Here is a 21,551-nt window from a genome sequence, read left to right on the forward strand (position 1 = left end):
CCGGCACTGGGCTCGTCCCTGGCTACCGTGGGCGGGTGGAGCGATACGCGGTCGTGGTGTTGGCCGGTGGTGCGGCCCGCCGGATGGGCGGGGCGGACAAGCCCGCCGTACCGGTCGGCGGCCGGCCGATGCGCGACCGGGTCCTGGCCGCCGTCGCCGACGCCACCCCTCGGGTCGTGGTGGGCCCGCCGACGACCCTCCCGCCCGGCGTGCTGTCGACCCGGGAGGAACCGGCCGGCGGTGGGCCGGTCGCCGCCGTCGCCGCCGGACTCGCACTGGTCGACCCGGGTACGCCCGTGGTCGCCGTGCTCGCCGCCGACCTTCCACTGCTCACCACCGAGGCGGTCGGCACCCTGCGGCAGGTCCTGGCCGGCCCGGTCCTGGACGGGGCGTGTTTGGTCGACGACCGGGGGCGCCGGCAGTTCCTCTGCGGAGTGTGGCGACAGGCGGCGTTGCGCTCGGCGCTGGACCGGTGCCGGGCCGGTCGGGGCGGCACCCTCACCGGTGCAGCGATGCGCGGCCTGCTGGCCGACCTGCGGGTGGCCGACGTGCCCTGGACCGCATCCGGACCACCGCCGTGGTTCGATTGCGACACGGATGACGACGTACGCCGCGCGGAAGGCTGGAGCCGTTGAACGAGCTGGACCGCTGGTTGGCCGCGGCCCGGGCCGAACTCGGCCTCGACGCCGACGAGATCCCGACAACGCTGGTGCTCGACGTGGCCCGGGACGTGGCCCACCAGGTGCTGCGTCCGGGCGCGCCGGTCACGGCGTACCTGCTCGGGCTGGCCGTCGGTCGCGGCGCCGACCCGGCGGAGGCGGCGGCGAAGCTGACCGCCCTGGCCCGGGACTGGACGGCCGACTCGGCCGCCGGAGACCTGGACCCGGCACACCACACCCGCCCGCCGGGCCCCACGGCCTGACCCGACCGGGACGCCGGCCCGAGCATGGATGATGGGCAGGTTGGTTGAGTGCAGTTCGTGCTGCTGGAGCGACAAGAACTGTGCACGGCATGGCCCGCCGACCAACGGTGTCGCGTCAATGCTCAGAGTTTGTGCGCATCCAGTGCGGTCCCGGTGACACCAGATGCGCACAAACCGTGGGCAGCGGTCAGGCGGGTGTCAGGTCCAGGAGGGCGATCGCCGCTGGTAGGTCGGGAGCGCTGGCGAGCAGGTGAGCACCGTCGTCGTCATGCCGGTGGAGGGCGCAGCCCGACCGGTCGACGCGTACGGTGAGGAGTTCGCCGGGAAAGTGGTGCGCGAGCCGCGCGATGAGCTCGCCCGGCGCGGCGACCGGCCGGGGGAACGGCGTCTGTGGGACCGGGATCGGCTGGTGCGGGTTGGCCGGCACGCTCGCAGCGAGCGCGAGTTCGAGGAATTCCAGGCAATAGGCGACCGCCGCGGCCAGGCTCGGTTGGTGCGGCGAATTGACCCGGTATGCCGGCAGGTCCGGGGCGGCGACCTCGACCCGCCAGCACACGCCGTTGGCGGGCTGTTCCGGCCGAGGAAGACCTGCCAACCGTCGAGACCCCAGCGCCCCAACGACGCCGCGACCAACGCGTCCCGGCGGTCCGGGGGCAGGTCGGGCCGCCACTCCCGGGGCAGCGACAGGACCCCGTCATGAAACGGTGAGCGCCGTGGCGCCGACCGCGTCGGCCAGCTGCCGGACGACCGGTGCGAGGGCGATTTCCCAGCCACCTCGGGACGCCGGCCGCGGCTCGACCCCACCGGGCGTGAGGCTGGCCGAGGCAACGGCGCCGGTGTCGGCGTTGACCACGGTGAGGACGAGCTGCGCCCGGCGTACGCCCCGCTGGCCGCAGTGGTGACACGCATTGGCCACGGTGCCGTCACCCCGGCAGAGTTCGCAGTCGCGGTACGGCTTCCGCTCGGCACGCTGATCGGCCTCGACCAGGAACCGATCACCGCGGGAAACACACCCGCACGTACCGAGCGTGAAGGTCAGGCCCTGGCAGTGCGCACAGGTCACCACGGTCGGCCCGGTCATCGCCGTACCCGTGCCGCGCAGACCGACTCGTGCTCCGCCCGCAGCGCGCACCGCCGGCCGCCGTCGAGCAGTCGATCGCAGTAGACCCGATGCCGTACGTCCTGCTCATCCTCCTGCGACACGGTGGTCTCGCCGGGATCGAGTGGGGCCAGGAAGGTCAGCGCCCGCACCGCGGTGCGGGCCAGGATCCGGGCGTGGGCCAGGCTGGTCACACTCGCCGGCAGATGGATGACGTAGCGCATGTGCGGGGGCGGTTCCTTTCCGCTCGACGACCTCGCTTCTCGGTTGTGCTGGATGGGGCGGCCCCGCCGTCTCGGGCCCGGCGGGGCCACCCCGCCCCACCCACCCGCAGCCATTCCCGGCGAGTACGGACGAACAGGGCCGCTTGCTGATGGGTCGGGACGGGCAACTGGGAGAACGCCGACCGTCCCGACCAACGTGGTGAGTGTCGCCAGCACGAGGTGCCAACCAGCCGCAGGCGCTCCATCACCTTCAGTGAAGCTAGCGACCTGCAGTACCTACATCAAAACCCTCAAAAGCATCACCTATGTCAAATGCGGTACATGCGTTGCCTACGTCGGTGCGATGATCGATACTGGTCGGGCCAACCGACCGCAGGGGATCCGTCGTGCCTATTCCGCCGACCATGGATGAGTTGATCGCCGACCTCATCAGTCGTATTGACAGCGGCGAGTTCGAGCCCGGCTCGCAGCTGCCATCGGGTCAGCAACTTGCCGATCACTATGATGTTTCGCCTTCGACCGTTCAACGCGCAGTGGCCACCCTGCGGAAACGTGGACTCTTGGTCGGTCGTCCAGGTCGGGGCGTCTTCGTTGCCGAGTCCAGGCGATAGCTCGACGCTGTGGTTCCAGCAGTTTCCCCGACAATGCTGCCTCCTCATCGGTGGGTTACAGCAAGTTCCCCGACATTGCCGCTTCGCCGCCGTTAGAGGAGTCGGTGCCGGAGTTCGGGTATGACCGGAGCGGGTGTCGGGTAGCTGTCGATGGGGGTCCGGGCCGTCCCGTTCCGGCGGGTCGCTGGGTAGGGTGTGGGCTCGACGGACGGAGGCGATCATGACGGCAGAGAACACCACGGCGCCCGGCGCCGGGCGCGGCCCGGTCGAATCGTCCGAGCCGAAGCAGGCCGAATCGTCCCAGCCGAAACAGGTCGAGCCGTCCGAGGCGCACGAGCTGATCCTGCTCGACGAGCCCAGCAACGCCGACCTGCGCGGCAAGGTGATCGAGGCGTGGCAGGAGTTCGCCCGGGCGCTGGCCGGTTGCCTGCGTACCCTGCCGACCGGCGCGAACATCGAGCTCACCCTGGACCCGACCGCCTCCGGCACCGGGGACGCCGTCTACTCGGTCAGCGTGGAGGTCGGCGCGGACGGGCAGATCGGCGCTCGGGCCGTCGGCAACGCCGTACTGCCGGCCGGGTTCCGGTTGGACCGGGCGGCGGTGGCCGACATGGTGGCTCTGGGGTGGTCGCCGCCCGGGGTGATCGCCGGCAGCGGCGAGCACTTCGGCCTGCGCGGCAGCACCGGCGACGCCGGAAAGCTGGCCACCACCATTTCCCGCACCCTGCGGGACGTGTACGGGGCGCCGCATCCCGCCTTCCTGGTGTACCTGGCGCACGACGCGCGGGACGAGACGCTCCCGGTCGCGCCGCTCGGCACCGCCCGGGCCGAGGTCGCGCCGGACGAGAACTTCGAGGCGGACCTGGACGAGGCGTTGGCGGCCGCGGCCCTCGCCACCGACGGCGACGACGACGAGGTGCTGAGCCTGGACGAGCGGGTACGCACCGTGGTCTCGGCGATGCTCAAGTCGGAGCCGGAGAGGCTCCAGGTGGATTCGGACGGCGACATCAACATCCGGGCCGGCTCGGCGATGGTCTTCGTCCGGGTACGGGACAACCCGCCGCTGGTGGACGTCTTCTCGCCGGTGCTGACCGAGATCGAGCCGACCGAGCAGCTCTACGTGAAGCTGTCCGAGCTGACCAACCGGATGCCGATCGGTCGGCTCTACTGCACCCAGGACACCGTCTGGGCCTCGATCCCGGTCTTCGGCCGGAACTTCCAGGCGACCCACCTGATGCTCGCCGTCCAGGTGATGACCGGCCTGGCCGACGAGCTGGACGACCGGTTGCTCGGTGAGTTCGGCGGCAAGCGGTTCTTCGGCGAGGGCGACAAGCCGGCACACCGCGACCCCGGTGAACACCGCACCGGCATGTACCTCTAGGGATGTTGGCGCGAAACGGCCCTTCCGTGGGCCGCTCCGCGCCAGGATATTGCCGCCACCGGCCGGATGGGTGGGGTCAGGTCAGGGGGAGCCAGGTGAGGGGGCGGAGGGTGGTCAGGTCGTTGGCCTGCAGGGCCTGACCGGAGAGGGTCCACAGGGTGCCGCCGATCACCAACGAGCGACGGATGCTGCCCCCGTCCCATCCGCTGGCCTCGGCCGCCGGGTGGTTCACCGTGCCCACCTCGGTGATGCCGGTGTCGGTCACCCGCAGCGCCGTGACGCCACCGGGGCGTCCCGACGGGCCGCCGGTAGGCACCACCAGCAAGCCGGTGGCCGGCCAGTAGAGGAAGGCGTGCGGTTCCCGCTCCGCTTCCGACCACGGGCTGTCGAGTTGGTGGCGGGCGAGTTGGACGGGCCGGGTCGGGTCCCGCACGTCGAACAGGGAGACCTGGGTGCCCCGTACCTGGCCCGTGGCGGACGCCTCCTGCCCGATGCCGAGCAGGCGGTCACCGTCCAGCGGGTGCAGGTAGCTGGAGTAGCCGCTGATCTTCAGCTCGCCGGTCACCCGGGGCGCGGCCGGATCGCGCAGGTCGAGGGTGTAGAGCGGATCGGTCTGCCGGAAGGTCACCACGTATCCGACCGGGCCGTCGAACCGTACCGACTGGATCCGTTCGCCCTTGCCGAGTCCGGTGACCCGGCCCGTCTCCCGCAGCGTGCCGCCGTCGGTGCTCAGCACGTACACGGTGGAGCTGGAGGTCGGGCTCGGGCCCCAGGTGACGCCGGTGGTGGTGGCGACCCGGAGGTGGCCGTTCCAGGCCGAGAGGGCGTACTGGTTGATCAACCAGCCGGGCACCTTGGCGGAGGTGACGTAGCGCGGCGGCCCGGGTCTCGACACGTCGAAGCGGTGGATCAGGGTCCGCTGTTCCGCAGACCAGTTGGCGGGTGCGACCTTCGGAGCGTCACCACGGGAGCCAGGTCCCGCTTCCGGAACGGCCGGCGGAAAGGACCGCCACCGGTCGTCGCTGGCGACGTAGAGTTCGCCGGCCGTGCCGTAGACGGTGTTGCCGTCGGCGAGCACCGTCGCCGGGTCGCCGTCGGTGAGCGCCGTCGCCGCCAGATCGAAGCTGAGTACGGTGACCAGAGTGGCGCCCGAGTACTCGTCCGGCCGGCTGAGCCGCTCGCACGGCACCCGGCCGGTGCTGGTCCGCCCGCCCGCGGTCACCTGGTACCGGGGCAGCCAGTCCGCCACCGTGGAACGGTCGATGACGGCCCGGTTGGCGGCGATCCGGCCGGCGTCGTCGCCGTCCGGTCGGGCCGGGAAGATCAGCCGTGGCGCGGACCGGACGACGACCCGCGCGGTGCCGTCGACCTGGCGGGCGTCCAGCACGGTGCCGTCGGTGCGGTACTCGCCGAGCACCTTCGGCGCGCCGGTCAGCTCCACCAGGACCAGCCGGGGACCGGTGATCTGGTCCGGGCCCGGTGGGTCGACCGGCGGCACGGGCTTGCTCACACCACTGCCGGGCCCGGCGGGAGCGGGCCTGATCGCCGGGCCGGCCGCTCCGCCCGCCGGCCGGGCGACGCCGGCCGGTCGGCCGGCGCTCGACACGAGCACCAGCGCCCGGTCGCCGTGCAGCAGCAGGTCGACCGCCTGGTAGCGGATCGGGTCGGCCGGCCCGGTGGTGAGGTCCAGCCGCCCGGTCACCCGCCGGGCCACCGGATCCACCACCCGCAGTACGCCCCGCTGGACCGTGACGATCCGCCGACCGTCAGTCTTTACCAGGTCCGGCTCGTCCACCCCGGCCTCGTGCACCGTGGTGGTCGAGTGCCCGGCTTCGGCGGGCGCCGGTCGGGCGGCACCGGCGGGCGCCGCCTCGGCGGCGTCCTTCGCGATGCCGGTCCGGGCCCCGCCGGCGATCACATCTGCGCCGTCCGCGCCCGGCAGTCCCCACGGCGTCACCGCCGCCTTCGCGGCGGCCCGCAGCCCGGCCAGCGCGTCGGCGCACGAGTCGAAGGCGACCAGGCGTAGCGCGGGCGCGGGTGAGCCGACCGTGGTCGGTCGGTCCGCGGTGCAGCCGGCCAGCACGGTCAGCGTGCCGACGAGTGTGACACCGACGGCCCGCGCCCGCCGGTTCCCCCATGCCGAAGTCATGCCGGGTTGGACGACGACAGTCCCGGCGACGTTCCACAGCCTGTGGATGGAACATGTGTACGACGGGTCGAGTCGCTGCTCAGCTCGGGGCCGGCACCACCGTCGGCGAGTCGACCAGCCGGGACAGCACGATCATGCTCCGGGTCGAGGTGACGAACGGCTCGGCGCGCAACCGCTCCAGCGCCTGCTCCAGATGCGCGATGTCGGCGGCGCGCAGGTGGACCAGGGCGTCCGCCTCGCCGGAGACGGTGTACGCGGCGATCACCTCGGGGTGTCGCCGGGTCGCGACGGCGATCTGGGCGGGGGTGGTCCGCCCGGTGCAGAAGAGTTCCACGAACGACTCGGTGGTCCAGCCCACCGCGGCCGGCTCGACCACGGCGGTGAACCCGCGGATGACGCCCGCCGCCCGCAACCGGTCGACCCGTCGCTTGACCGCCGGGGCGGACAGCGCCACCCGGCTCCCGATGTCCGCGTACGACGCCCGCGCGTCGGCGACGAGCAACGCAATGATCCGCTGGTCCACGCCGTCTATCTGCAACGTTTCGCCTCTCGCGAGCAATGCTTCTGGCTGTTACCGAGCATCTACGGTATCTACCCTTGGTGTCCGTGAACCAGGAACGCACGCCGCGAAAGCGGACATATCTCATGTCCCCGCCGGAACATTTCGCGGTGGAGTACGCCATCAACCCGTGGATGGACACGGAGACGCCGGTGGACGCCGGCCTGGCCCTGAAGCAGTGGGAGGGCCTGCGGGAGACGCTGGCCGGGTTGGGGCACACCGTGCACGTGCTGCCGGCCGAGCCGGGCCTGCCGGACATGGTGTACGCGGCGAACGGCGCGTTCGTGGTCGACGGGGTGGCCTACGGCGCCCGGTTCAGGCACGAGCAGCGGGCCGCCGAGGCGACCGCCCACCGCGCCTTCTACGAGTCGGGGGACTGGGGCTTCGTCGCGCCGAGCGAGACCAACGAGGGCGAGGGCGACTTCGCCTACCTGCCCCGGGCGTACGGCGGGTTGATCCTCGCCGGGTACGGGTTCCGGACCGAACCGGCCGCGCACGCCGAGGCGCAGGAGGTGCTGAACCGGCCGGCCGTGTCGCTGCGCCTGGTGGATCCCCGGTTCTACCACCTGGACACCGCCCTGGCCGCGCTCGACGACCAGCGGATCACGTACTTCCCGGGGGCCTTCTCGGTGGCCTCGCAGAAGGTGCTGGCGCAGCTGTTCCCGGACGCGGTGCTGGCCGACGAGGTGGACGCGTTCGCCTTCGGGCTCAACCTGGTCAGCGACGGCCGGAACGTGGTCCTGAACAGCGAGTCCACCGGCCTGGCCGGCAAGCTGGAGGCGGCCGGCTACACGCCGGTGCTTGTCGAGTTGGGCGAGCTGAAGAAGGGCGGCGGCAGCGTCAAGTGCTGTGTCGCCGAGCTGCGCCCCTGACGCCGCCCGGCGCCCACCCGGGCGGCCGACACCGCCGGCCGCGGCCCGTGCCGGCTGGGCCGACCCGGGCCGCGGACCGGACGGCGGTCCGGTCCGCGGGCCGGCTCAGCCCAGCGCGGTCAGTTCGTTGATCAGTACGTTCGACAGCGTCTCGCCGTCCCGCTGCACCCGGCGCAGGTACCACTTCTGCTGAGGGGTCCGTGGCTGGTTGAACTGCCAGCTGCCGCGCGGGCTGTCGATCTGACCGATCTGGCCGATGGCGAGGTTGATGTCCTGCGGCGTCGGCCGGTCCCCGGCGATCCGGATCGCCTTGTTGAGCACCTGGGCCGCGTCGTAGGACGCCATCGCGTACGTGGTCGGCTCGGCGCTGTGCGCCTTGCGGAAGGCCGAGGCGAAGACCCGGTTGGCCGCGTTGTTGATGTCCGCCGAGTAGTTCAGCGCGGTGATGATTCCCTCGGCCTCGGCCGGCCTCAGCTCGGTCAGCACATTGCCCTCGGTGAGGAAGCCGGAGCCGAAGATCTGCTTGCGGTACCCGGCGGCGTGCAGTTGGCGGAGGAACTCGACGGCCGCCGTGCCGGCGAAGAAGCAGTAGACCGCGTCCGGGTCCTGTTGGAGCAGCCTGCTGATGTCGGCCTTGAAGGTGTTCTTGCCCGGGTTGGTGATGTATTCGGTCCAGACCGGCTCGGCCAACCGCGGGTCGGTCGCGCCATCGCCGAAGGACTGCTGGAAACCGCGGACGGCGTCGGTGCCGCCCGTGTACTGCGGGGAGATGATGCTGACCCGGCCGCCGGCTCCGCGCCGCTGGCTGGGCGGCAACTTGCTCAGGTACTCGGCGACGTACGGGCCCAGCGCCTTGCCCGGCTCGTCGTTGACGAACGACGTGCGCCAGATGTAGACGACGCTCTGCAGGTTGGTCGGCGAGGCGTTGGAGCCGATCAGCGGCACCCTCGCCTGCTCGATGGTGTCCCGGACGCCGAGCATGACCGGCGAACTGACCACGCCGGTGAGGGCGTGCACGTTCTGGCTCAGCAGGCTGTCCGCGGCGGCCTTGCCGGACTGCGCGCTCTCGCCCTCGTCGGCGACGACCAACTCGGCCGGGTGACCGCCGAGCCGCTTGTCGTTGAGGTCGAGGAAGAGTTGGAAGCCCCGGATCAACTCGTCGCCGATGGGCTTGTAGCCGCCGGACTTGGGGGCGATCATTCCGATTTTGATCGGGTAGTCGCTGGTCGCGTCGTCGACGTCGGCGGCGGTACCGCCGGCAGTACCGCACGCCGAGGCGAGACCGGTGGCGCCGAGGGCGGCCATGAGTTTGAGGGCTTGCCTACGGTCTAGCGGCGACACGGATGGTCCTCCCCAGGGTTTGCGGGGCCTTGTCCAGCCCCTCCGGCGTTCTACCCGCTCGACGACGCGCCGTCAATGCCACTGATCATGGGTTGAGTTCACGCAGCGCGTCGAGCACCCGGGGCCAGGCCGGAGATTTCGGGTCTATAAGACCGAAATGTTCGCAATCGGGAAGTTCGATTAGTCGGATATTACCGCCCAGTCGGCGGCTCTCGGTGACATAACGACGGTTCATCTCCGGCGGTACCTGCTGATCGAGGCCGCCGTGGACGACCACGGTCCGTGCCGTCGTCGGTGACATTTGGTGCGGATCGACGGCGGCGTACCGGTCCGGGAACTCCTCCGGTGCGCCGCCGAGCAGCGCCGCGACCGCGCCACCGTCCAGGTCGAGGCGGTACGCCGCGACCAGGTCCGACACCGGCGCCAGCGCGAGTACGCCCCGGGCCCGGCCCGGCTCGGCGGCCCACCAGAGCGCCAACTGCCCACCGGCGGAGTGACCGAGCAGGATCGGTGGTCCGGCAGCCACCCGGACGCCGGCGTCGGCCAGCAGACCGGGCAGCGCCGTCAGGCCGGCCGCCACGTCGTCCAGGGTGCCGGGCCAGCCACCCCCCGGTGCGCCGGTGCGCCGGTACTCGAGCTGGGCGACCGGGTAACCGCGTCCGGCGAGGTCCGCGGCGAGCGGCCCGGTGTGCCCGCGGTCGTACTCCGAGCGCCAGAACCCGCCGTGGATCACCACGACCGGCGGCAGCGGTGCGCCGCCGGCCGGCCCGGCCGGCAGTCGCAGGTCGACCACCTGGTCGGGATGATCGCCGTAGCGCAGGGTCGCGTCCGGGGCGGGCGCGGGCCGACTCAGCACCGCGCGCGGGTCGGTGGTCATGGCCGAGACGGTAACCGGTCGCACGGTGAGCCGCCCCACGGTCCCGGCGCGCGTGCCGTACGCCCGCTGCGGGAAGATGACAGCCATGAGCGAGCGTGAGACTTCCCCGCAGGAGGAGGCGGACGGTCGGCCCGCCACGGTGGTGGTGATGGGGCCGGACGGACGTCCGATCGGCACCGTGCAGGCCGACGGTGACCCGCAGACCGAGGACCCGGCCCGCCTGATCGAGCAGCCGGCCAAGGTGATGCGGATCGGCAGCATGATCAAGCAGTTGCTGGAGGAGGTGAAGGCCGCGCCGCTGGACGAGGCGAGCCGGCAGCGGCTGCGCGAGATCCACCAGCGGTCGATCGTCGAGCTGGAGGACGGCCTGGCCCCCGAACTGCGCGACGAGTTGGAACGGCTCTCGCTGCCGTTCACCGAGGACGCGCCGCCGAGCGAGGGGGAACTGCGGATCGCCCAGGCCCAGCTGGTCGGCTGGCTGGAGGGACTGTTCCACGGCATCCAGGCGGCGCTCGTCGCCCAGCAGATGGCGGCCCGGGTGCAACTGGAGCAGATGCGGGCCGGCGGCCGCGCCGCCCTGCCGATGGGTCCCGGCGGGGTGGGCATGATGCCGGGCGTACCCGGGGGTCAGCCGCCGTCGGGCGAGGGCCACAACACCGGCCAGTACCTGTAACCCACCCGCCGCGACCTCCGGCCGCGGCGGGTGGCCGGGGGTCAGCCCGCCTCGCGGCGGGACAACGTCTCCAGGTACGCGGCCACGCCGTCCTCGTCGTTGGAGAGCGTCACCTCGTCGGCGATCGCCCGGACGGCGGGGTGCGCGTTGCCGACCGCCACCGCCCGACCGGCCCAGGTCAGCATCGGTACGTCGTTGGGCATGTCGCCGAACGCCACCACCTGGTCGGCGCCGATGCCGTGCCGGTCGGCCAGCCAGGCCAGCCCGGCGGCCTTGGTCACCCCGGCGGCGGAGATCTCCACCAACCCCGAGTACGACGAGTGCGTCGCCTCGGCCAGCCCGCCCAGCGCCGCCGCGACCAGCGTCACGAACGCGTCCGGGTCCTGCTCACCGGCCCGCGCCAGCAACTTGACCGCCGGTACGGAGTGCAACTCGTCCGGCGAGGAGAAGGTCCGGACCGCGTCCGGGTTCTGATCCCACCGGATCGGGTAGGTCGACTCGTGCCGCATCTGCCGACCGTCGGTGATCTCCACCGCGAAGCTGACCCCGGGCACCTCGGCGCGCAGTCGCCGGACCACCTCGGCGAGCAGGTCCGGGGCGAGCGGATCGGCCCGCAGCACGGTGTCGGCGACCGGGTCGTAGACCACCGCCCCGTTGGCGCAGATGGCCATCGGGCGCGCCTCGATCTGGTCGTACACGTGGTGCAACCAGCGGATCGGGCGGCCGGTGACCAGCACGACCAGCCGGCCCTCGGCGAGCATCCGGTCCAGCGCCCCGGCGGTACGCGGGCTGAGGCTGCGGTCCGAGCGCAGCAGCGTGCCGTCCAGGTCGGTGGCGATCAGCCGGGAACGGCTCTGCATCAGTGCGACAGTAGCCGATCGAGATACACCGCTACCCCGTCGTCGTCGTTGCGCAGGGTGATCTCGTCGGCCGCCGTCCGGACCGTCGGGTGGGCGTTGGAGACCGCCACCCGGGACCAGCCCGCCCACTCGAACATCGGCAGGTCGTTGGGCATGTCGCCGAAGACCAGCACCTCGGCCGGGTCGACCCCGAGCCGCTCGGCCACCACGGCCAGGCCGGTCGCCTTGTCCACCCGCGGCGGGCAGATCTCGACGAAGTTCAGTCCGGCCTGGGTCAGCGTGGCGCGGCTGGCCGGGACGACCTCCCGGGCCACCCGGAGCAGGGTGTCGACGTCGTGGTCGGCGGTCCGGATGAAGGCCTTGATCACGTCGCAGGCGACGCACTCGGCCCGGCTGCGCACCTCGAAGGCGTCCTGGTAGGGCCAGGAGGAGTGGTAGTCGCCCCAGAGTGGGGCGTTGTGCGTGTCCAGGGCCTCGACCATCACGGTCAGCGGGCCGGCCACCTCCTCCACGGCGGTGAGCAACTCGGCCAGCACCTCACCGGGGAGCCGCTCGTCGCGCAGCACCACCGGCCCGTCCGGGTCGGTCTGGTCCACCACCCGGCCCCCGCCGGCCAGCACCAGGAAGTCGGCGGCCCGGATGTCGTTGCGGGTCAGCTCGGCCAGCCGGGGTCCCCGACCGGTGGCGCCCACCACCGGGATGCCGGCGGCCCGGACTCGGTCCAGGGTGTGATGGGTGAAGGCGGAGACCGTGTCGTCGCTGCGGACCAGGGTGCCGTCGAGGTCCGTGGCGATCAGTTTGGGCAGTCCGGGTCGCGGCATCGTTCCTCCTCGAGCCCCGCACCGCCGGCTACCGAACCGGGTGAATCGACTGGTCGGCGGCGGCGGGGCAGCAACCGTACCTCGCTCTGTGCGGTCGATCCATGACTTTTACGGGAAGAGGCGATGGCCGTACCCGGTCACTTCGGTTCGAGGACGTCCCGCCCGCCGAGGTACGGCTGGAGCGCCTTGGGCACCCGTACCGAACCGTCCGGTTGCTGGTGGTTCTCCAGGAACGGCACCAGCCAGCGGGTGGTCGCCAGGGTCCCGTTGAGGGTGGCGGCCGTCTGCGGCTTGCCGTCGGCGTCCCGGTAGCGGATGTTCAACCGCCGGGCCTGGAAGGTGGTGCAGTTCGAGGTCGAGGTGAGTTCGAGCCAGCGGCCCTGGGACGGCAGCCACGCCTCGCAGTCGTACTTGCGGGCCGCGCTCGAACCGAGATCACCGGCGGCGGTGTCGATCACCCGGTACGGCAGCTCGACCTTGGCCAGCATCTCCTCCTCCCAGGCCAGCAGCCGCTGGTGCTCGTCGGCCGCGTCCTCCGGCCGGCAGAAGGAGAACATCTCGATCTTGTCGAACTGGTGCACCCGGATGATCCCCCGGGTGTCCTTGCCGTACGAGCCGGCCTCCCGGCGGTAGCAGGACGACGATCCGGCGTACCGGGCCGGGGTGTCGAGCTGGAGGATCTCGCCGGCGTGGTAGCCGGCCAGCGGCACCTCGCTGGTGCCGACCAGGTAGAGGTCGTCGGCCTCCAACCGGTAGACCTCGCCGGCGTGCGCGCCGAGGAAGCCGGTGCCCTCCATCGCCTCCGGCTTGACCAGCGACGGGGTGATGATCGGGGTGATCCCGTTCTCCACCGCCTGGGCCAGCGCGAGTTGGAACAGGCCGAACTGCAGCAGCGCGCCGACCCCGGTGAGGAAGTAGAACCGGCTGCCGGAGACCTTGGCGCCGCGTTCCATGTCGATCGCGCCGAGCAGCTCGCCCAGCTCCAGGTGGTCGCGCAGCCGGAACCCGGCGGCCTGGTCCGGCGCGCCGAGCAGCCGGTCGCAACCGGTCGGCAGCACCTCGCGGAGCACCACGTAGTCGTCCTCGCCGCCCGGCGGGACGCCCTCGGCGACCACGTTCGGGATGGCGAACTGCGCCCGGCGCAGCGCCTGCTCGGCGTCGTTCACGGCCGCCTCGGCCGTCTTCACCTCGGCCGACAACTCCTTGGTACGGCGCAGCAGCGCGGCCTTCTCCTCGCCGCCGGCCTTGGGCATCTGCTTGCCGAGCTGCTTCTGCTCGGCCCGCAGCGCCTCGAACCGGCCGACCGCGGCCCGGCGTGCCTCGTCGGCGCGGACCGCCTCGTCGACGGCCGACTCGGACTCGCCGCGCAGGCGCTGGCTGGCTCGGACGGCTTCCGGATCGGTGCGGAGCAGACGCAGGTCAATCACGGGGAGTCAGCCTACCGGGCGGCCGGCGTTCGGCTCACCTCGATATACCTCGGCCGGACGCCCACCCGGGCGGGCGGCCGGGTCCGGGCCACGCGCGGCCGGACCCGCGAAGTCAGTCGCCGGGCTGGTCGGGACGGACGAACGGTGGGGCGGCCGTGACGGTCAGGTCACTGGGCCCGTCGGGCTGCCCGTCATCGCCCCCGGTCGCGGGTCGGCGTCGGCGCCGGAGCGGGCCGGGGTCGTCGCCGTCGGTCGGATCGTCCGCCCCGGCGGCGAGCAGCCGTCCGGCCAGCAGCAGCGCCGCGCCGAGCACGGCGGTGGCGACGAACGCCATCACCAGACCCCGCCCGTACGCGACCTGCAGCTCGCTGTCCGGCCGCAGCGAGTACATCCGGCCGGTCGCCTCCGGCAGCACGTCCGTGGCGGCGACCAGCGTGACGAGCACGGCGCCCGCGAGCGCGAGACCGAGGACCCGGGCGTTGTGCCGGACCGACGCGGCACCGGCCAGCACCAGCGCCAGGCAGCCGACCATGCCGAACAGCCCGACCAGGTACGCCGTGCCGAAGCTGCCGATCGCCGAGACCCCGGCCGGCACCAGCAGCTTGGTGTCGCCCTCGACGGCGGTCATCGGGATGGTGACGATGGTCCACTCGCCGATCAGGGACGCCAGGGCGGCCACCCCGCCGAGCGCGCCGAGGACCGGCACCAGCCGGCGGTCCCGGAACAACCCGGTCACCGCCCGGGACAGCCGGGACGGTGGCGCCGGGTCGCGGTCCGGTCCCCACTCGACGGTGACCGGTGCCGCGGCATGCGAGTCCTGCCGGGGGATGGGGAGATCCTGGGACATGGGTACGCCCTTCCGCGGTCGCGCGGTCCTGGCTGCATCATGGCACGGGCACCTGGACGTACGGGCGCGGCGCGGCCCGCGTTCGTCGGCGGATCCGTCGCGCCGCCGCCAGCGGTGGACTAGCGTCCAGGTATGCCTATCCGAAGCGCATCCGCCCACTGGCACGGCAACCTGACCGAGGGGTACGGCAAGATCCGTACCGGCAAGGGAGGGCTGTCCGGCGACTACTCCTTCAAGTCCCGGTTCGAGGAGGGTGAGGGGACGAACCCGGAGGAGCTGATCGCCGCGGCGCACGCGGGCTGCTACTCGATGGCGTTGTCCAAGGCCCTGGGCGACGCCGGCCACCCGCCGACCTCCGTCGAGACCACCGCCCGGGTGCACCTGGACAAGACCGACGCGGGCATGACCGTCACCCGGATCGACCTGGACACCTACGTCGACGTGGCGGGCCTGGACGAGGCCGAGTTCGGCAAGGTGGCCGAGGCGGCCAAGGAGAACTGCCCGATCTCGCGGCTGCTCTCCCCGGGCGCCGAGATCACCCTCTCCGCCCGCCTGACCTCCTGACCGGTCCCCCGCCTCGCCCCGTCCGACCCGGGTCCGGCGTCGTCGGGCCCCGGGCCGGTCGGGTCCGGCGTCGTCCGGCCCCTGGCCGGTAGGTCCGGTCGGGCACAATGGGCTGCGTGCCGGTCGAGATGAGCCGTGAGCGTTTCGAGGAACTGGTCGGCGAGGCGCTCGACGAGGTGCCGGAGGAGTTGCTCGGCCTGATGAGCAACGTCGTCATCCTGGTCGAGGACGACTCGCCGGCCGACGGGCCGGAGTTGCTCGGCCTCTACGAGGGTCACGCGCTGACCAGCCGCGGCTGGGACTACGCGGGCGTGCTGCCCGACCGGATCCTGATCTACCGTCATCCGATCCTGCGCATCTGCGACACCGAGGACGACGTGGTCGACGAGGTCGCCGTCACGGTGGTGCACGAGATCGCCCACCATTTCGGCATCTCGGACGAACGGCTGCACGAACTCGGGTGGGGCTGAGTTCCCGGCCGGATCGCGGATTGTCCGGCCTTGACAGGCCCGCCTACCCTCGGGCGACCACGATGGCCCGGGGCTACGGCCCGGCAGGAGGAACAAGGTAGAGATGCGCAGCTCGTTGTTCTCCGCGGAGAATCTGGAGAAGGAGTCCGCCCAGCCCGGCCTGCGGCTGCAGAACTCCAAGTTGCTCAAGATCGAACTCAACGGCGAGGCGATGGCCCGGGTCGGCTCGATGGTCGCGTACCAGGGGCAGGTGCAGTTCCAGGCGCTCGGCTCCGGTGGGATCGGCAAGTTCCTGAAGCAGAAGCTCACCGGCGAGGGTGTCCCGCTGATGAAGCTGACCGGCCGTGGTGACGTGTTCCTGGCCAACCTGGCGGCGGACGTACACATCATCGACCTGGAGCCGGGTGACGCGCTGTCGATCAACGGTTCCAGCGTGCTCGCCTTCGACTCGACCCTGCAGTACGACATCCGGATGGTCGGCGGCGCCGGGATGGCCTCGTCGTCCGGCCTGTTCAACTGCGTCTTCTCCGGGCATGGCCGGATCGCCATTACCACCAGGGGCATGCCGGTGGTGCTCAACGTCGACCAGCCGACCTACGTCGACCCGCAGGCGGCCGTCGGCTGGTCGGCGAACCTGCAGACCGGCTACCACCGGGCGGAGCAGCTCGGCCTGGGGACGCTGCTCGGCCGGCGCACCGGCGAGGCGTTCACGCTGAGCTTCGCCGGGCAGGGTTTCGTGATCGTCCAGCCGTCCGAGGAGCCGCCGGTGCTCGGCAGCGGCCAGCAGCAGCAGCAGTCCGGCGGACTGCTCGGCGGCCTGCTGGATTGAGCTGACCGTGGGGACCGGGACGCCGACCGGGCGGCGACGTCCCGGATCCGTGCCCGGCCGGCCGGACCGCCCGGTCCGGCCGGCCGCGCCGGGTCAGGTCTGTTCGCCGGTACGGACGCGGGCCAGCCACGCCGCCGCGTCGGCGTAGTCGGCGTCGGCCAGGCCCGCGGGCGCCGGCACCGGACGCTCGTTGACGCCGGCCGCCCCCCGGTGCCGGGGGTACGACCCGAGGAACCGCACGTCCGCGCAGATCCGCCGGAGGCCCTGCAGCGCCTCACCCAGCCGGATGTCGGCGACATGACCGGTGCAGTCCAGGAAGAACGCGTACCGGCCGAGCGCCTCGCCGGTGGGTCGGGACCCGATCCGGGTCAGGTTCACCCCGCGTACGGCCAGTTCCGTCAGCACCGCGAGCAGCGCGCCGACCCGGTCGTGGGCGATGAAGACGGCCAGCGAGGTCAGGTCGTCGCCGGTGGGCGGCGGCGGCGGTCCGGGCCGGGACACCAGGACGAACCGGGTGACCGCGTCACCGTGATCGGCGATCTTGTCGGCCAGCACCGGCAGCCGGTGCCGGGCCGCGGCCACCCGGGCACAGATCGCCGCGTCCTGCTCACCGTCGGCGGCCGCCTGGGCCGCCGCGCTGTTGGACAGCTTGTCGACCACCACCGCGTCCGGCAACCGGTCCCGGAGCCAGCCGCGGCACTGGGTGGACGCCTGCGGATGCGCGGCGACCGTACCGATCGCGTCCAACTCGGTGCCGGCCCGCGCGGCCAGGACGAACTCGACCGGGAGCACCACCTCGCGGGTGATCACCAACGGCTCGCCGTCGGCCAGTTCGTCGAAGGTGACCCCGACCGCGCCACCGATCGAGTTCTCCAACGGCACCAGGGCGGCGTCGGCCTCGCCGATCCGTACCGCGTCGAGCGCCTCGGGCACGCTGCGGGCCGGCGAACGGGAGCCGCGTTCGGCGGCCGGCACGAGGCGCAGGGCCTGCTCGGCGAAGGTCCCCTCGGGGCCCAGGTAGACGAAGCGGGTCGGCGGAGTTCCGGGCATGGTTGCAGCCTACGCAGGTGGGGGCAGGGCCGGTCCACCCTCACACGCCAGTTGCCGGATGCCCGCCGGAGCGGTCGCCCGTACCCGGGCGTCGCAGACGTCGGTGCCGGCGGTGACCAGGGTCAACGCGCCGGGCCGGCCGGTCGAGACCACCTGCAGCGGTTCCCGGTCCGGGACCTGGACGACGCTGTACTGCCAGTCGTCGGCGCAGAGTGGCCCGCGGCTGACCGTGGGCCTCGCGCCGCCGGGCAACAGGCCGCGGTCGCGCAACAGGCTGACCACCTGCTGACCGGACGGGCCGCCGGCGCAGGCGGTGGCGACCAGACCACCGGTAGTCGGGGTCGGCACCGCGGGCGGCAGGGTCGGGCGGGTGGCCGATCCCGCGTCGGTCGGCACGGACGCGCTCGGCACCGGCGAGGAGACGGTCGGCCTGGGCGGATCGCCGGTCGGCTCGGTCAGCTCCGGCGGCGTGCCGCAGCCAGCCAGGGCGGACAGGCAGAGCAGGACGACCACGACGCCGGTGCCGGCCACCGGTACGGGTTTCGCTGGCGTTGCGCGGACCACGAGCCGACCCCTTGGATAGGCGTACGTCATGGGCTCAGGTGGTGATCCGGTGCCCGGCCTTGGTGAGCGTGGCGAGCGCCTCGGGCAGCCGGACCGACGGGACCAGCAGGTAGTCGGTGTCGAAGGTGGAGAAGGCCACGATGTTCACCCGGGCCTCGGCGAGCGGTACGGCCAGCGAGGCGAGGATGCCGGTCGCGGCGAGGTGGAACGGCTCGACCACCCGCAGGCAACGCCAGCCGGTCTCGACGGTGGCGTCGGTGGGCACCCGGTCGGAGCGGCAGATGACCGACAACTCGTCGACGGTCGAGGTGACCGAGACCACGCCGGACTCGGCCGGCGCGCTCAGCAGGCCGTCGGGCAGCGCCGAACCGGCGGCGAGCCGGCACACGGCGTATTCCTCCGGCAGCAGAGCGATATCCAACATGGGGGAACCTTACGATGCGCTGGGGCATGGCCCAACATTCGACAGGTGCGGCGAACGACACTCTTTGCTCAGGACGTCGGGTATCCAGGGCTGGGCCGCCCGCGTCTCACACCTCGGACAGGAAGGTGAGGGAGCCGGCCACCGAGCCGTCCGAGAACAGAGGGGTGGCGATGGCGTCGACGGTGGCCGTGGTCGCCCCGGCCGGCTTGCCGGAGACCCGCAACAGGCCGCGGGCGAGGCGGCCGGAACTGAGCGCCAGCAGCGGCGGGATCTTGTCGATGTCCTGCTCGGCGAGTTCGCCCCGGGCTGCGGTGAAGTCGATCAGGCGTACCCCGGCGTCCAGCAACGGTCGGCCAACCGTGTCCTCGGGCGAACCGAGGCAGATCAGGTCGCAGCAAGCCTGGGAGATGGCGACGATCCGGGTCCGTTGGTCGATCACCAGACACGGCTCGGGTGCCCCGGTGACGGTGGCGATCCACCTCGCGAGGCTGTCCGGCCCGGGTGGCGGGGTGGCCGCTGGCACGAACGCATCCGACAGGGAGAGTTCGAGGTGGGCCACTGCGCCTCCTATGCAACCGACCGGCTTGATCCAAGCTAGCCGGTCCCGAGCGGATCGCCGACCCGCGGCGGGGTGTCGGGTCGGGCGGAGCGCCGTCCGCGGCCCTGGACGTGGAGCACGCGGTCACCCGGTGACGGCGGCGGTCCGGGCCCCCTCGCGGCCGGTGGCGCTGGCTGCTGACGTTACCGGCGCCCTGCCCGCTTGTCAGCCGCCGTTTGGCCGTCCTGGTACCACCGGTAGTTGGCGGCGGCCAGTTGACCGGCCGTGTACCAGGTGCTGGGCTGCTGCGCCACCATGAAGAGCTTCTCCGCCGTGGCGGGACTGATCCGGCTCCCGCCGGCGACCAGCAGCCGGTCGAGCTCCCGGTGGGTCGCCACCAGACACTCCTTGGGCAGCCCGTAGACGCTGATGTCGCCCGAACCGACGAAGGTCAGCACCGGCGCGACCGGCACGTTCTGGCCGATCGCCGTCGAGATCGCCTTGCTCGCCCGACGCGCCTCCCGGCGGGCCTCGGCCACGTACGCCGGGCGCTTGCCGTTGATCTGGACGACGTCGCCGGCCACCATCACCCGGGACCGGCCGTGGTCGGCGACGGTCACCGCGAACAGGCCGCTCGGCCCGATGGCGAGGAACGCGGCACGCTCGTCCCGGGTGTCGCCGGTCAGGTCCAGGAACTGGCTGTCGGGCAGGTCGGTGCGCGGCAGCTCGGCCACGTGCCAGGACGGTCCCAGGTGGTCGAGCTGGGTGAGGGCGCGGGCGCCGGCGGCCTCGACCCGACGGGCGTCGCGTTCGGCACGGCGCCGGCGGGCCCACTGCGCCGGGGTCGGGCGTACCGGTTCGAGGGCGGTGCCGGGTGGTGCTGCGGCTGGACGCGGCGAGGTGGGATTCACGGCCCGGGCGATGGGCATCGCTCGACGCGCGGGGAAGACAGTCATCGCGACCTCCGGCAAAAGGTCTCTTGAAGTTATGTCTCCACTACCCTACGTGCCTCAGGGTGCAAACCCGCAAGGCGAAGCGCCGGAGTGAGTGCGGATGAATGCCATATTCACCCCTAGCCCTTTTTCCCGGATGGCGCCAACTCCTGGCCTACGCTGCTCGGATGACCCCATACGTGGACAGCGAGGTCGGCCGGCTCGGAACGGTCGTGCTGCACCGGCCCGGCCGGGAACTGACCCGACTCACCCCGCGCAACAACGACTCGTTGCTCTTCGACGCGATCCCCTGGGTCGGTCGGGCGCAGGAGGAGCACGACGCCTTCGCCGCCGCGCTCACCGAACGGGGGGTCGAGGTGCTCTACATCGGAACGCTGCTGGCCGAGACCCTCGCCGTCCCGGACGCCCGGGCCGAGTTGACCGAGCAGGTGCTGCGGGACCGGCGACTCGGCGACACCCTGCGCCGACGGGTCTCCGACCACCTCGCCCAGCTCGACCCGACCGGGCTGGCCGACGTGCTGATCGCCGGCCTCGCACACGAGGAACTGCGGACCAGCGGGGACCGACCGGGCGGCCTCGTCTACACCCTGATGGACCGGCACGACTTCGTCATCGACCCGCTGCCCAACCTGCTGTTCACCCGCGACTCGTCGGTCTGGATCCGGGACCGGGTCGCGGTCACCAGCCTGGCCATGCCGGCCCGGCTGCGGGAGACCACCCTGACCGACGCGATCTACCGGCACCACCCGCGGTTCGGCGGTACGAAGTTCGTCTACCGACCGGAGCTGGAGCACGTCGAGGGCGGCGACGTGCTGCTGCTGGCTCCCGGGGTGCTCGCCGTCGGGGTGGGTGAGCGGACCACTCCCGCCGGCGCCGAACGGCTGGCCCGGCAGGCCTTCGCCGACGGGCTCGCGCACACCGTGCTGGTGGTGCCGGTCGCCCAGGAGCGGGCCACCATGCACCTCGACACGGTCTGCACCATGGTCGACGCCGACGCCGTCCTGATGTACCCGAACATCGCCGACACGCTGTCGGCGTACACGGTGGTGGTCGGACCGGACGGCGAGCCGGCGGTGGCCGGGCCGGCCCCGTTCCTGCGGGCGGCGGCCGACGCGATGGAGCTGGCCGAGCTGCGGGTGATCGACACCGGCCTGGACCCGGTCACCGCCGAGCGCGAGCAGTGGGACGACGGCAACAACACCCTCGCCATCGCGCCCCGGCTCTGCATCGGCTACGAGCGCAACGTGGAGACCAACGCGCAGCTGGAGCGGGCCGGGATCGAGGTGATCCCGATCGCCGGCTCGGAGCTGGGTTCCGGCCGGGGTGGTCCCCGGTGCATGTCCTGCCCGCTGGTCCGCGAACCGCTCTAGCGGTCGCGAGCTGGGCGAATCGTTTACCCGATTGTTGGACCGCGGCGGTTGACGGAAGCCCGGAAGATCAGCACCCTCGTCCAGGTGTGCCCCTGAACTGGCACAACGGATGAGCAGGGATCGGGG

26 protein-coding genes are annotated in these 21,551 nt (G+C 72.3%); 10 read left to right on the forward strand and 16 right to left on the reverse strand.

Annotated elements, in window-relative coordinates; translation table 11 throughout:
* Positions 1–35: 35 nt before the first annotated feature.
* The gene (gene mobA / locus ACFOX0_RS11555) at positions 36–635 is read left to right on the forward strand and encodes a molybdenum cofactor guanylyltransferase (RefSeq protein WP_377544606.1); all 600 of its coding nucleotides are present in this window, start codon (positions 36–38) and stop codon (positions 633–635) included.
* Entirely contained in the window at positions 632–922 is a 291-nt protein-coding gene (locus tag ACFOX0_RS11560) for a DUF6457 domain-containing protein (RefSeq protein ID WP_377544608.1), read from the forward strand. Before mobA ends, ACFOX0_RS11560 begins: the two co-directional genes overlap by 4 nt.
* A gap of 187 nt (positions 923–1,109) precedes the next feature.
* Here the strand turns inward: ACFOX0_RS11560 and ACFOX0_RS11565 are convergent, their stop codons facing one another.
* The 3 genes from ACFOX0_RS11565 to ACFOX0_RS11575 all read right to left on the reverse strand — a co-directional run bounded on the left by ACFOX0_RS11565 (position 1,110) and on the right by ACFOX0_RS11575 (position 2,245).
* Positions 1,110–1,517 (reverse strand): hypothetical protein, encoded by a 408-nt coding sequence (locus ACFOX0_RS11565; protein WP_377544610.1) that lies wholly within the window; start codon positions 1,515–1,517, stop codon positions 1,110–1,112.
* Between the two features lie 99 nt (positions 1,518–1,616).
* Positions 1,617–2,003 carry a hypothetical protein gene (locus ACFOX0_RS11570; RefSeq protein WP_377544611.1) on the reverse strand — a complete coding sequence of 129 codons (387 nt, stop codon included), beginning with the start codon at positions 2,001–2,003 and terminating at the stop codon, positions 1,617–1,619.
* Positions 2,000–2,245 carry a hypothetical protein gene (locus ACFOX0_RS11575; protein WP_377544613.1) on the reverse strand — a complete coding sequence of 82 codons (246 nt, stop codon included), beginning with the start codon at positions 2,243–2,245 and terminating at the stop codon, positions 2,000–2,002. The genes ACFOX0_RS11570 and ACFOX0_RS11575 overlap by 4 nt, the downstream gene beginning before the upstream one ends.
* Before the next feature lie 386 nt (positions 2,246–2,631).
* Between ACFOX0_RS11575 and ACFOX0_RS11580 the strand changes: the two genes are divergently transcribed.
* The gene (locus ACFOX0_RS11580; protein WP_377544615.1) at positions 2,632–2,856 is read left to right on the forward strand and encodes a winged helix-turn-helix domain-containing protein; all 225 of its coding nucleotides are present in this window, start codon (positions 2,632–2,634) and stop codon (positions 2,854–2,856) included.
* 220 nt (positions 2,857–3,076) lie between these two features.
* A complete protein-coding gene (locus ACFOX0_RS11585) occupies positions 3,077–4,237 on the forward strand; it encodes a T3SS (YopN, CesT) and YbjN peptide-binding chaperone 1 (RefSeq protein WP_377544617.1) in 1,161 nt (386 codons plus the stop codon).
* Positions 4,238–4,313: 76 nt separating this feature from the next.
* On the opposite strand, the gene ACFOX0_RS11590 is transcribed toward ACFOX0_RS11585, so the two are convergent.
* Positions 4,314–6,386, reverse strand: coding sequence for a beta-propeller domain-containing protein (locus ACFOX0_RS11590; protein WP_377544618.1), 2,073 nt, complete (start codon positions 6,384–6,386; stop codon positions 4,314–4,316).
* Positions 6,387–6,465: 79 nt separating this feature from the next.
* A complete protein-coding gene (locus ACFOX0_RS11595; RefSeq protein ID WP_377544620.1) occupies positions 6,466–6,924 on the reverse strand; it encodes an Lrp/AsnC family transcriptional regulator in 459 nt (152 codons plus the stop codon).
* A 59-nt stretch (positions 6,925–6,983) separates the two neighbouring features.
* Here ACFOX0_RS11595 and ddaH point away from each other — a divergent pair, with 59 nt between their 5' ends.
* Positions 6,984–7,817 carry a dimethylargininase gene (gene ddaH / locus ACFOX0_RS11600; protein ID WP_377544623.1) on the forward strand — a complete coding sequence of 278 codons (834 nt, stop codon included), beginning with the start codon at positions 6,984–6,986 and terminating at the stop codon, positions 7,815–7,817.
* Positions 7,818–7,922: 105 nt separating this feature from the next.
* Here the strand turns inward: ddaH and ACFOX0_RS11605 are convergent, their stop codons facing one another.
* Positions 7,923–9,158: an ABC transporter substrate-binding protein gene (locus tag ACFOX0_RS11605; protein WP_377544625.1), complete on the reverse strand. Its 1,236-nt coding sequence runs from the start codon at positions 9,156–9,158 to the stop codon at positions 7,923–7,925.
* An 85-nt stretch (positions 9,159–9,243) separates the two neighbouring features.
* Positions 9,244–10,035, reverse strand: coding sequence for an alpha/beta hydrolase family protein (locus tag ACFOX0_RS11610; RefSeq protein ID WP_377544627.1), 792 nt, complete (start codon positions 10,033–10,035; stop codon positions 9,244–9,246).
* A 76-nt stretch (positions 10,036–10,111) separates the two neighbouring features.
* Here ACFOX0_RS11610 and ACFOX0_RS11615 point away from each other — a divergent pair, with 76 nt between their 5' ends.
* Complete coding sequence (locus tag ACFOX0_RS11615) at positions 10,112–10,708, forward strand: bacterial proteasome activator family protein (RefSeq protein ID WP_377544629.1); 597 nt, start codon at positions 10,112–10,114, stop codon at positions 10,706–10,708.
* 41 nt (positions 10,709–10,749) lie between these two features.
* On the opposite strand, the gene ACFOX0_RS11620 is transcribed toward ACFOX0_RS11615, so the two are convergent.
* From ACFOX0_RS11620 to ACFOX0_RS11635, 4 genes are all read right to left on the reverse strand, one after another.
* Entirely contained in the window at positions 10,750–11,568 is an 819-nt protein-coding gene (locus ACFOX0_RS11620; protein WP_377544632.1) for an HAD family hydrolase, read from the reverse strand.
* Positions 11,568–12,389, reverse strand: a complete 822-nt coding sequence (locus tag ACFOX0_RS11625; RefSeq protein ID WP_377544635.1) for an HAD family hydrolase — start codon at positions 12,387–12,389, stop codon at positions 11,568–11,570. The genes ACFOX0_RS11620 and ACFOX0_RS11625 overlap by 1 nt, the downstream gene beginning before the upstream one ends.
* A 137-nt stretch (positions 12,390–12,526) precedes the next feature.
* Entirely contained in the window at positions 12,527–13,816 is a 1,290-nt protein-coding gene (gene serS / locus ACFOX0_RS11630; protein WP_377544638.1) for a serine--tRNA ligase, read from the reverse strand.
* Between the two features lie 112 nt (positions 13,817–13,928).
* Positions 13,929–14,663 (reverse strand): hypothetical protein, encoded by a 735-nt coding sequence (locus ACFOX0_RS11635; protein WP_377544641.1) that lies wholly within the window; start codon positions 14,661–14,663, stop codon positions 13,929–13,931.
* 132 nt (positions 14,664–14,795) lie between these two features.
* Between ACFOX0_RS11635 and ACFOX0_RS11640 the strand changes: the two genes are divergently transcribed.
* The 3 genes from ACFOX0_RS11640 (at position 14,796) to ACFOX0_RS11650 (ending at position 16,526) form a co-directional block, all read left to right on the forward strand.
* Positions 14,796–15,227 (forward strand): OsmC family protein, encoded by a 432-nt coding sequence (locus ACFOX0_RS11640; RefSeq protein WP_377544644.1) that lies wholly within the window; start codon positions 14,796–14,798, stop codon positions 15,225–15,227.
* Positions 15,228–15,334: 107 nt separating this feature from the next.
* Entirely contained in the window at positions 15,335–15,697 is a 363-nt protein-coding gene (locus ACFOX0_RS11645) for a metallopeptidase family protein (protein WP_377544647.1), read from the forward strand.
* Between the two features lie 103 nt (positions 15,698–15,800).
* Positions 15,801–16,526 carry an AIM24 family protein gene (locus ACFOX0_RS11650; protein ID WP_377544650.1) on the forward strand — a complete coding sequence of 242 codons (726 nt, stop codon included), beginning with the start codon at positions 15,801–15,803 and terminating at the stop codon, positions 16,524–16,526.
* A gap of 93 nt (positions 16,527–16,619) precedes the next feature.
* Here ACFOX0_RS11650 and pheA read toward each other — a convergent pair whose 3' ends face one another.
* From pheA to ACFOX0_RS11675, 5 genes are all read right to left on the reverse strand, one after another.
* The gene (pheA, locus tag ACFOX0_RS11655; protein WP_377544652.1) at positions 16,620–17,576 is read right to left on the reverse strand and encodes a prephenate dehydratase; all 957 of its coding nucleotides are present in this window, start codon (positions 17,574–17,576) and stop codon (positions 16,620–16,622) included.
* A 9-nt stretch (positions 17,577–17,585) separates the two neighbouring features.
* A complete protein-coding gene (locus ACFOX0_RS11660; RefSeq protein WP_377544655.1) occupies positions 17,586–18,140 on the reverse strand; it encodes a hypothetical protein in 555 nt (184 codons plus the stop codon).
* Positions 18,141–18,174: 34 nt separating this feature from the next.
* Positions 18,175–18,564: an ACT domain-containing protein gene (locus ACFOX0_RS11665; RefSeq protein ID WP_377544656.1), complete on the reverse strand. Its 390-nt coding sequence runs from the start codon at positions 18,562–18,564 to the stop codon at positions 18,175–18,177.
* Positions 18,565–18,670: 106 nt separating this feature from the next.
* Positions 18,671–19,123 carry a hypothetical protein gene (locus ACFOX0_RS11670; RefSeq protein WP_377544658.1) on the reverse strand — a complete coding sequence of 151 codons (453 nt, stop codon included), beginning with the start codon at positions 19,121–19,123 and terminating at the stop codon, positions 18,671–18,673.
* A gap of 182 nt (positions 19,124–19,305) precedes the next feature.
* Complete coding sequence (locus tag ACFOX0_RS11675) at positions 19,306–20,058, reverse strand: hypothetical protein (protein ID WP_377544660.1); 753 nt, start codon at positions 20,056–20,058, stop codon at positions 19,306–19,308.
* A 164-nt stretch (positions 20,059–20,222) separates the two neighbouring features.
* Between ACFOX0_RS11675 and ACFOX0_RS11680 the strand changes: the two genes are divergently transcribed.
* On the forward strand, positions 20,223–21,425 hold the full coding sequence (locus ACFOX0_RS11680; protein WP_377544661.1) for an arginine deiminase: 1,203 nt from the start codon (positions 20,223–20,225) through the stop codon (positions 21,423–21,425).
* The last annotated feature ends 126 nt before the right edge of the window (positions 21,426–21,551 follow it).

Origin of the sequence: Micromonospora zhanjiangensis, assembly GCF_042650605.1 — a bacterium.
In the GTDB taxonomy this organism is placed as follows: Bacteria; Actinomycetota; Actinomycetes; order Mycobacteriales; family Micromonosporaceae; genus Micromonospora_J; species Micromonospora_J zhanjiangensis.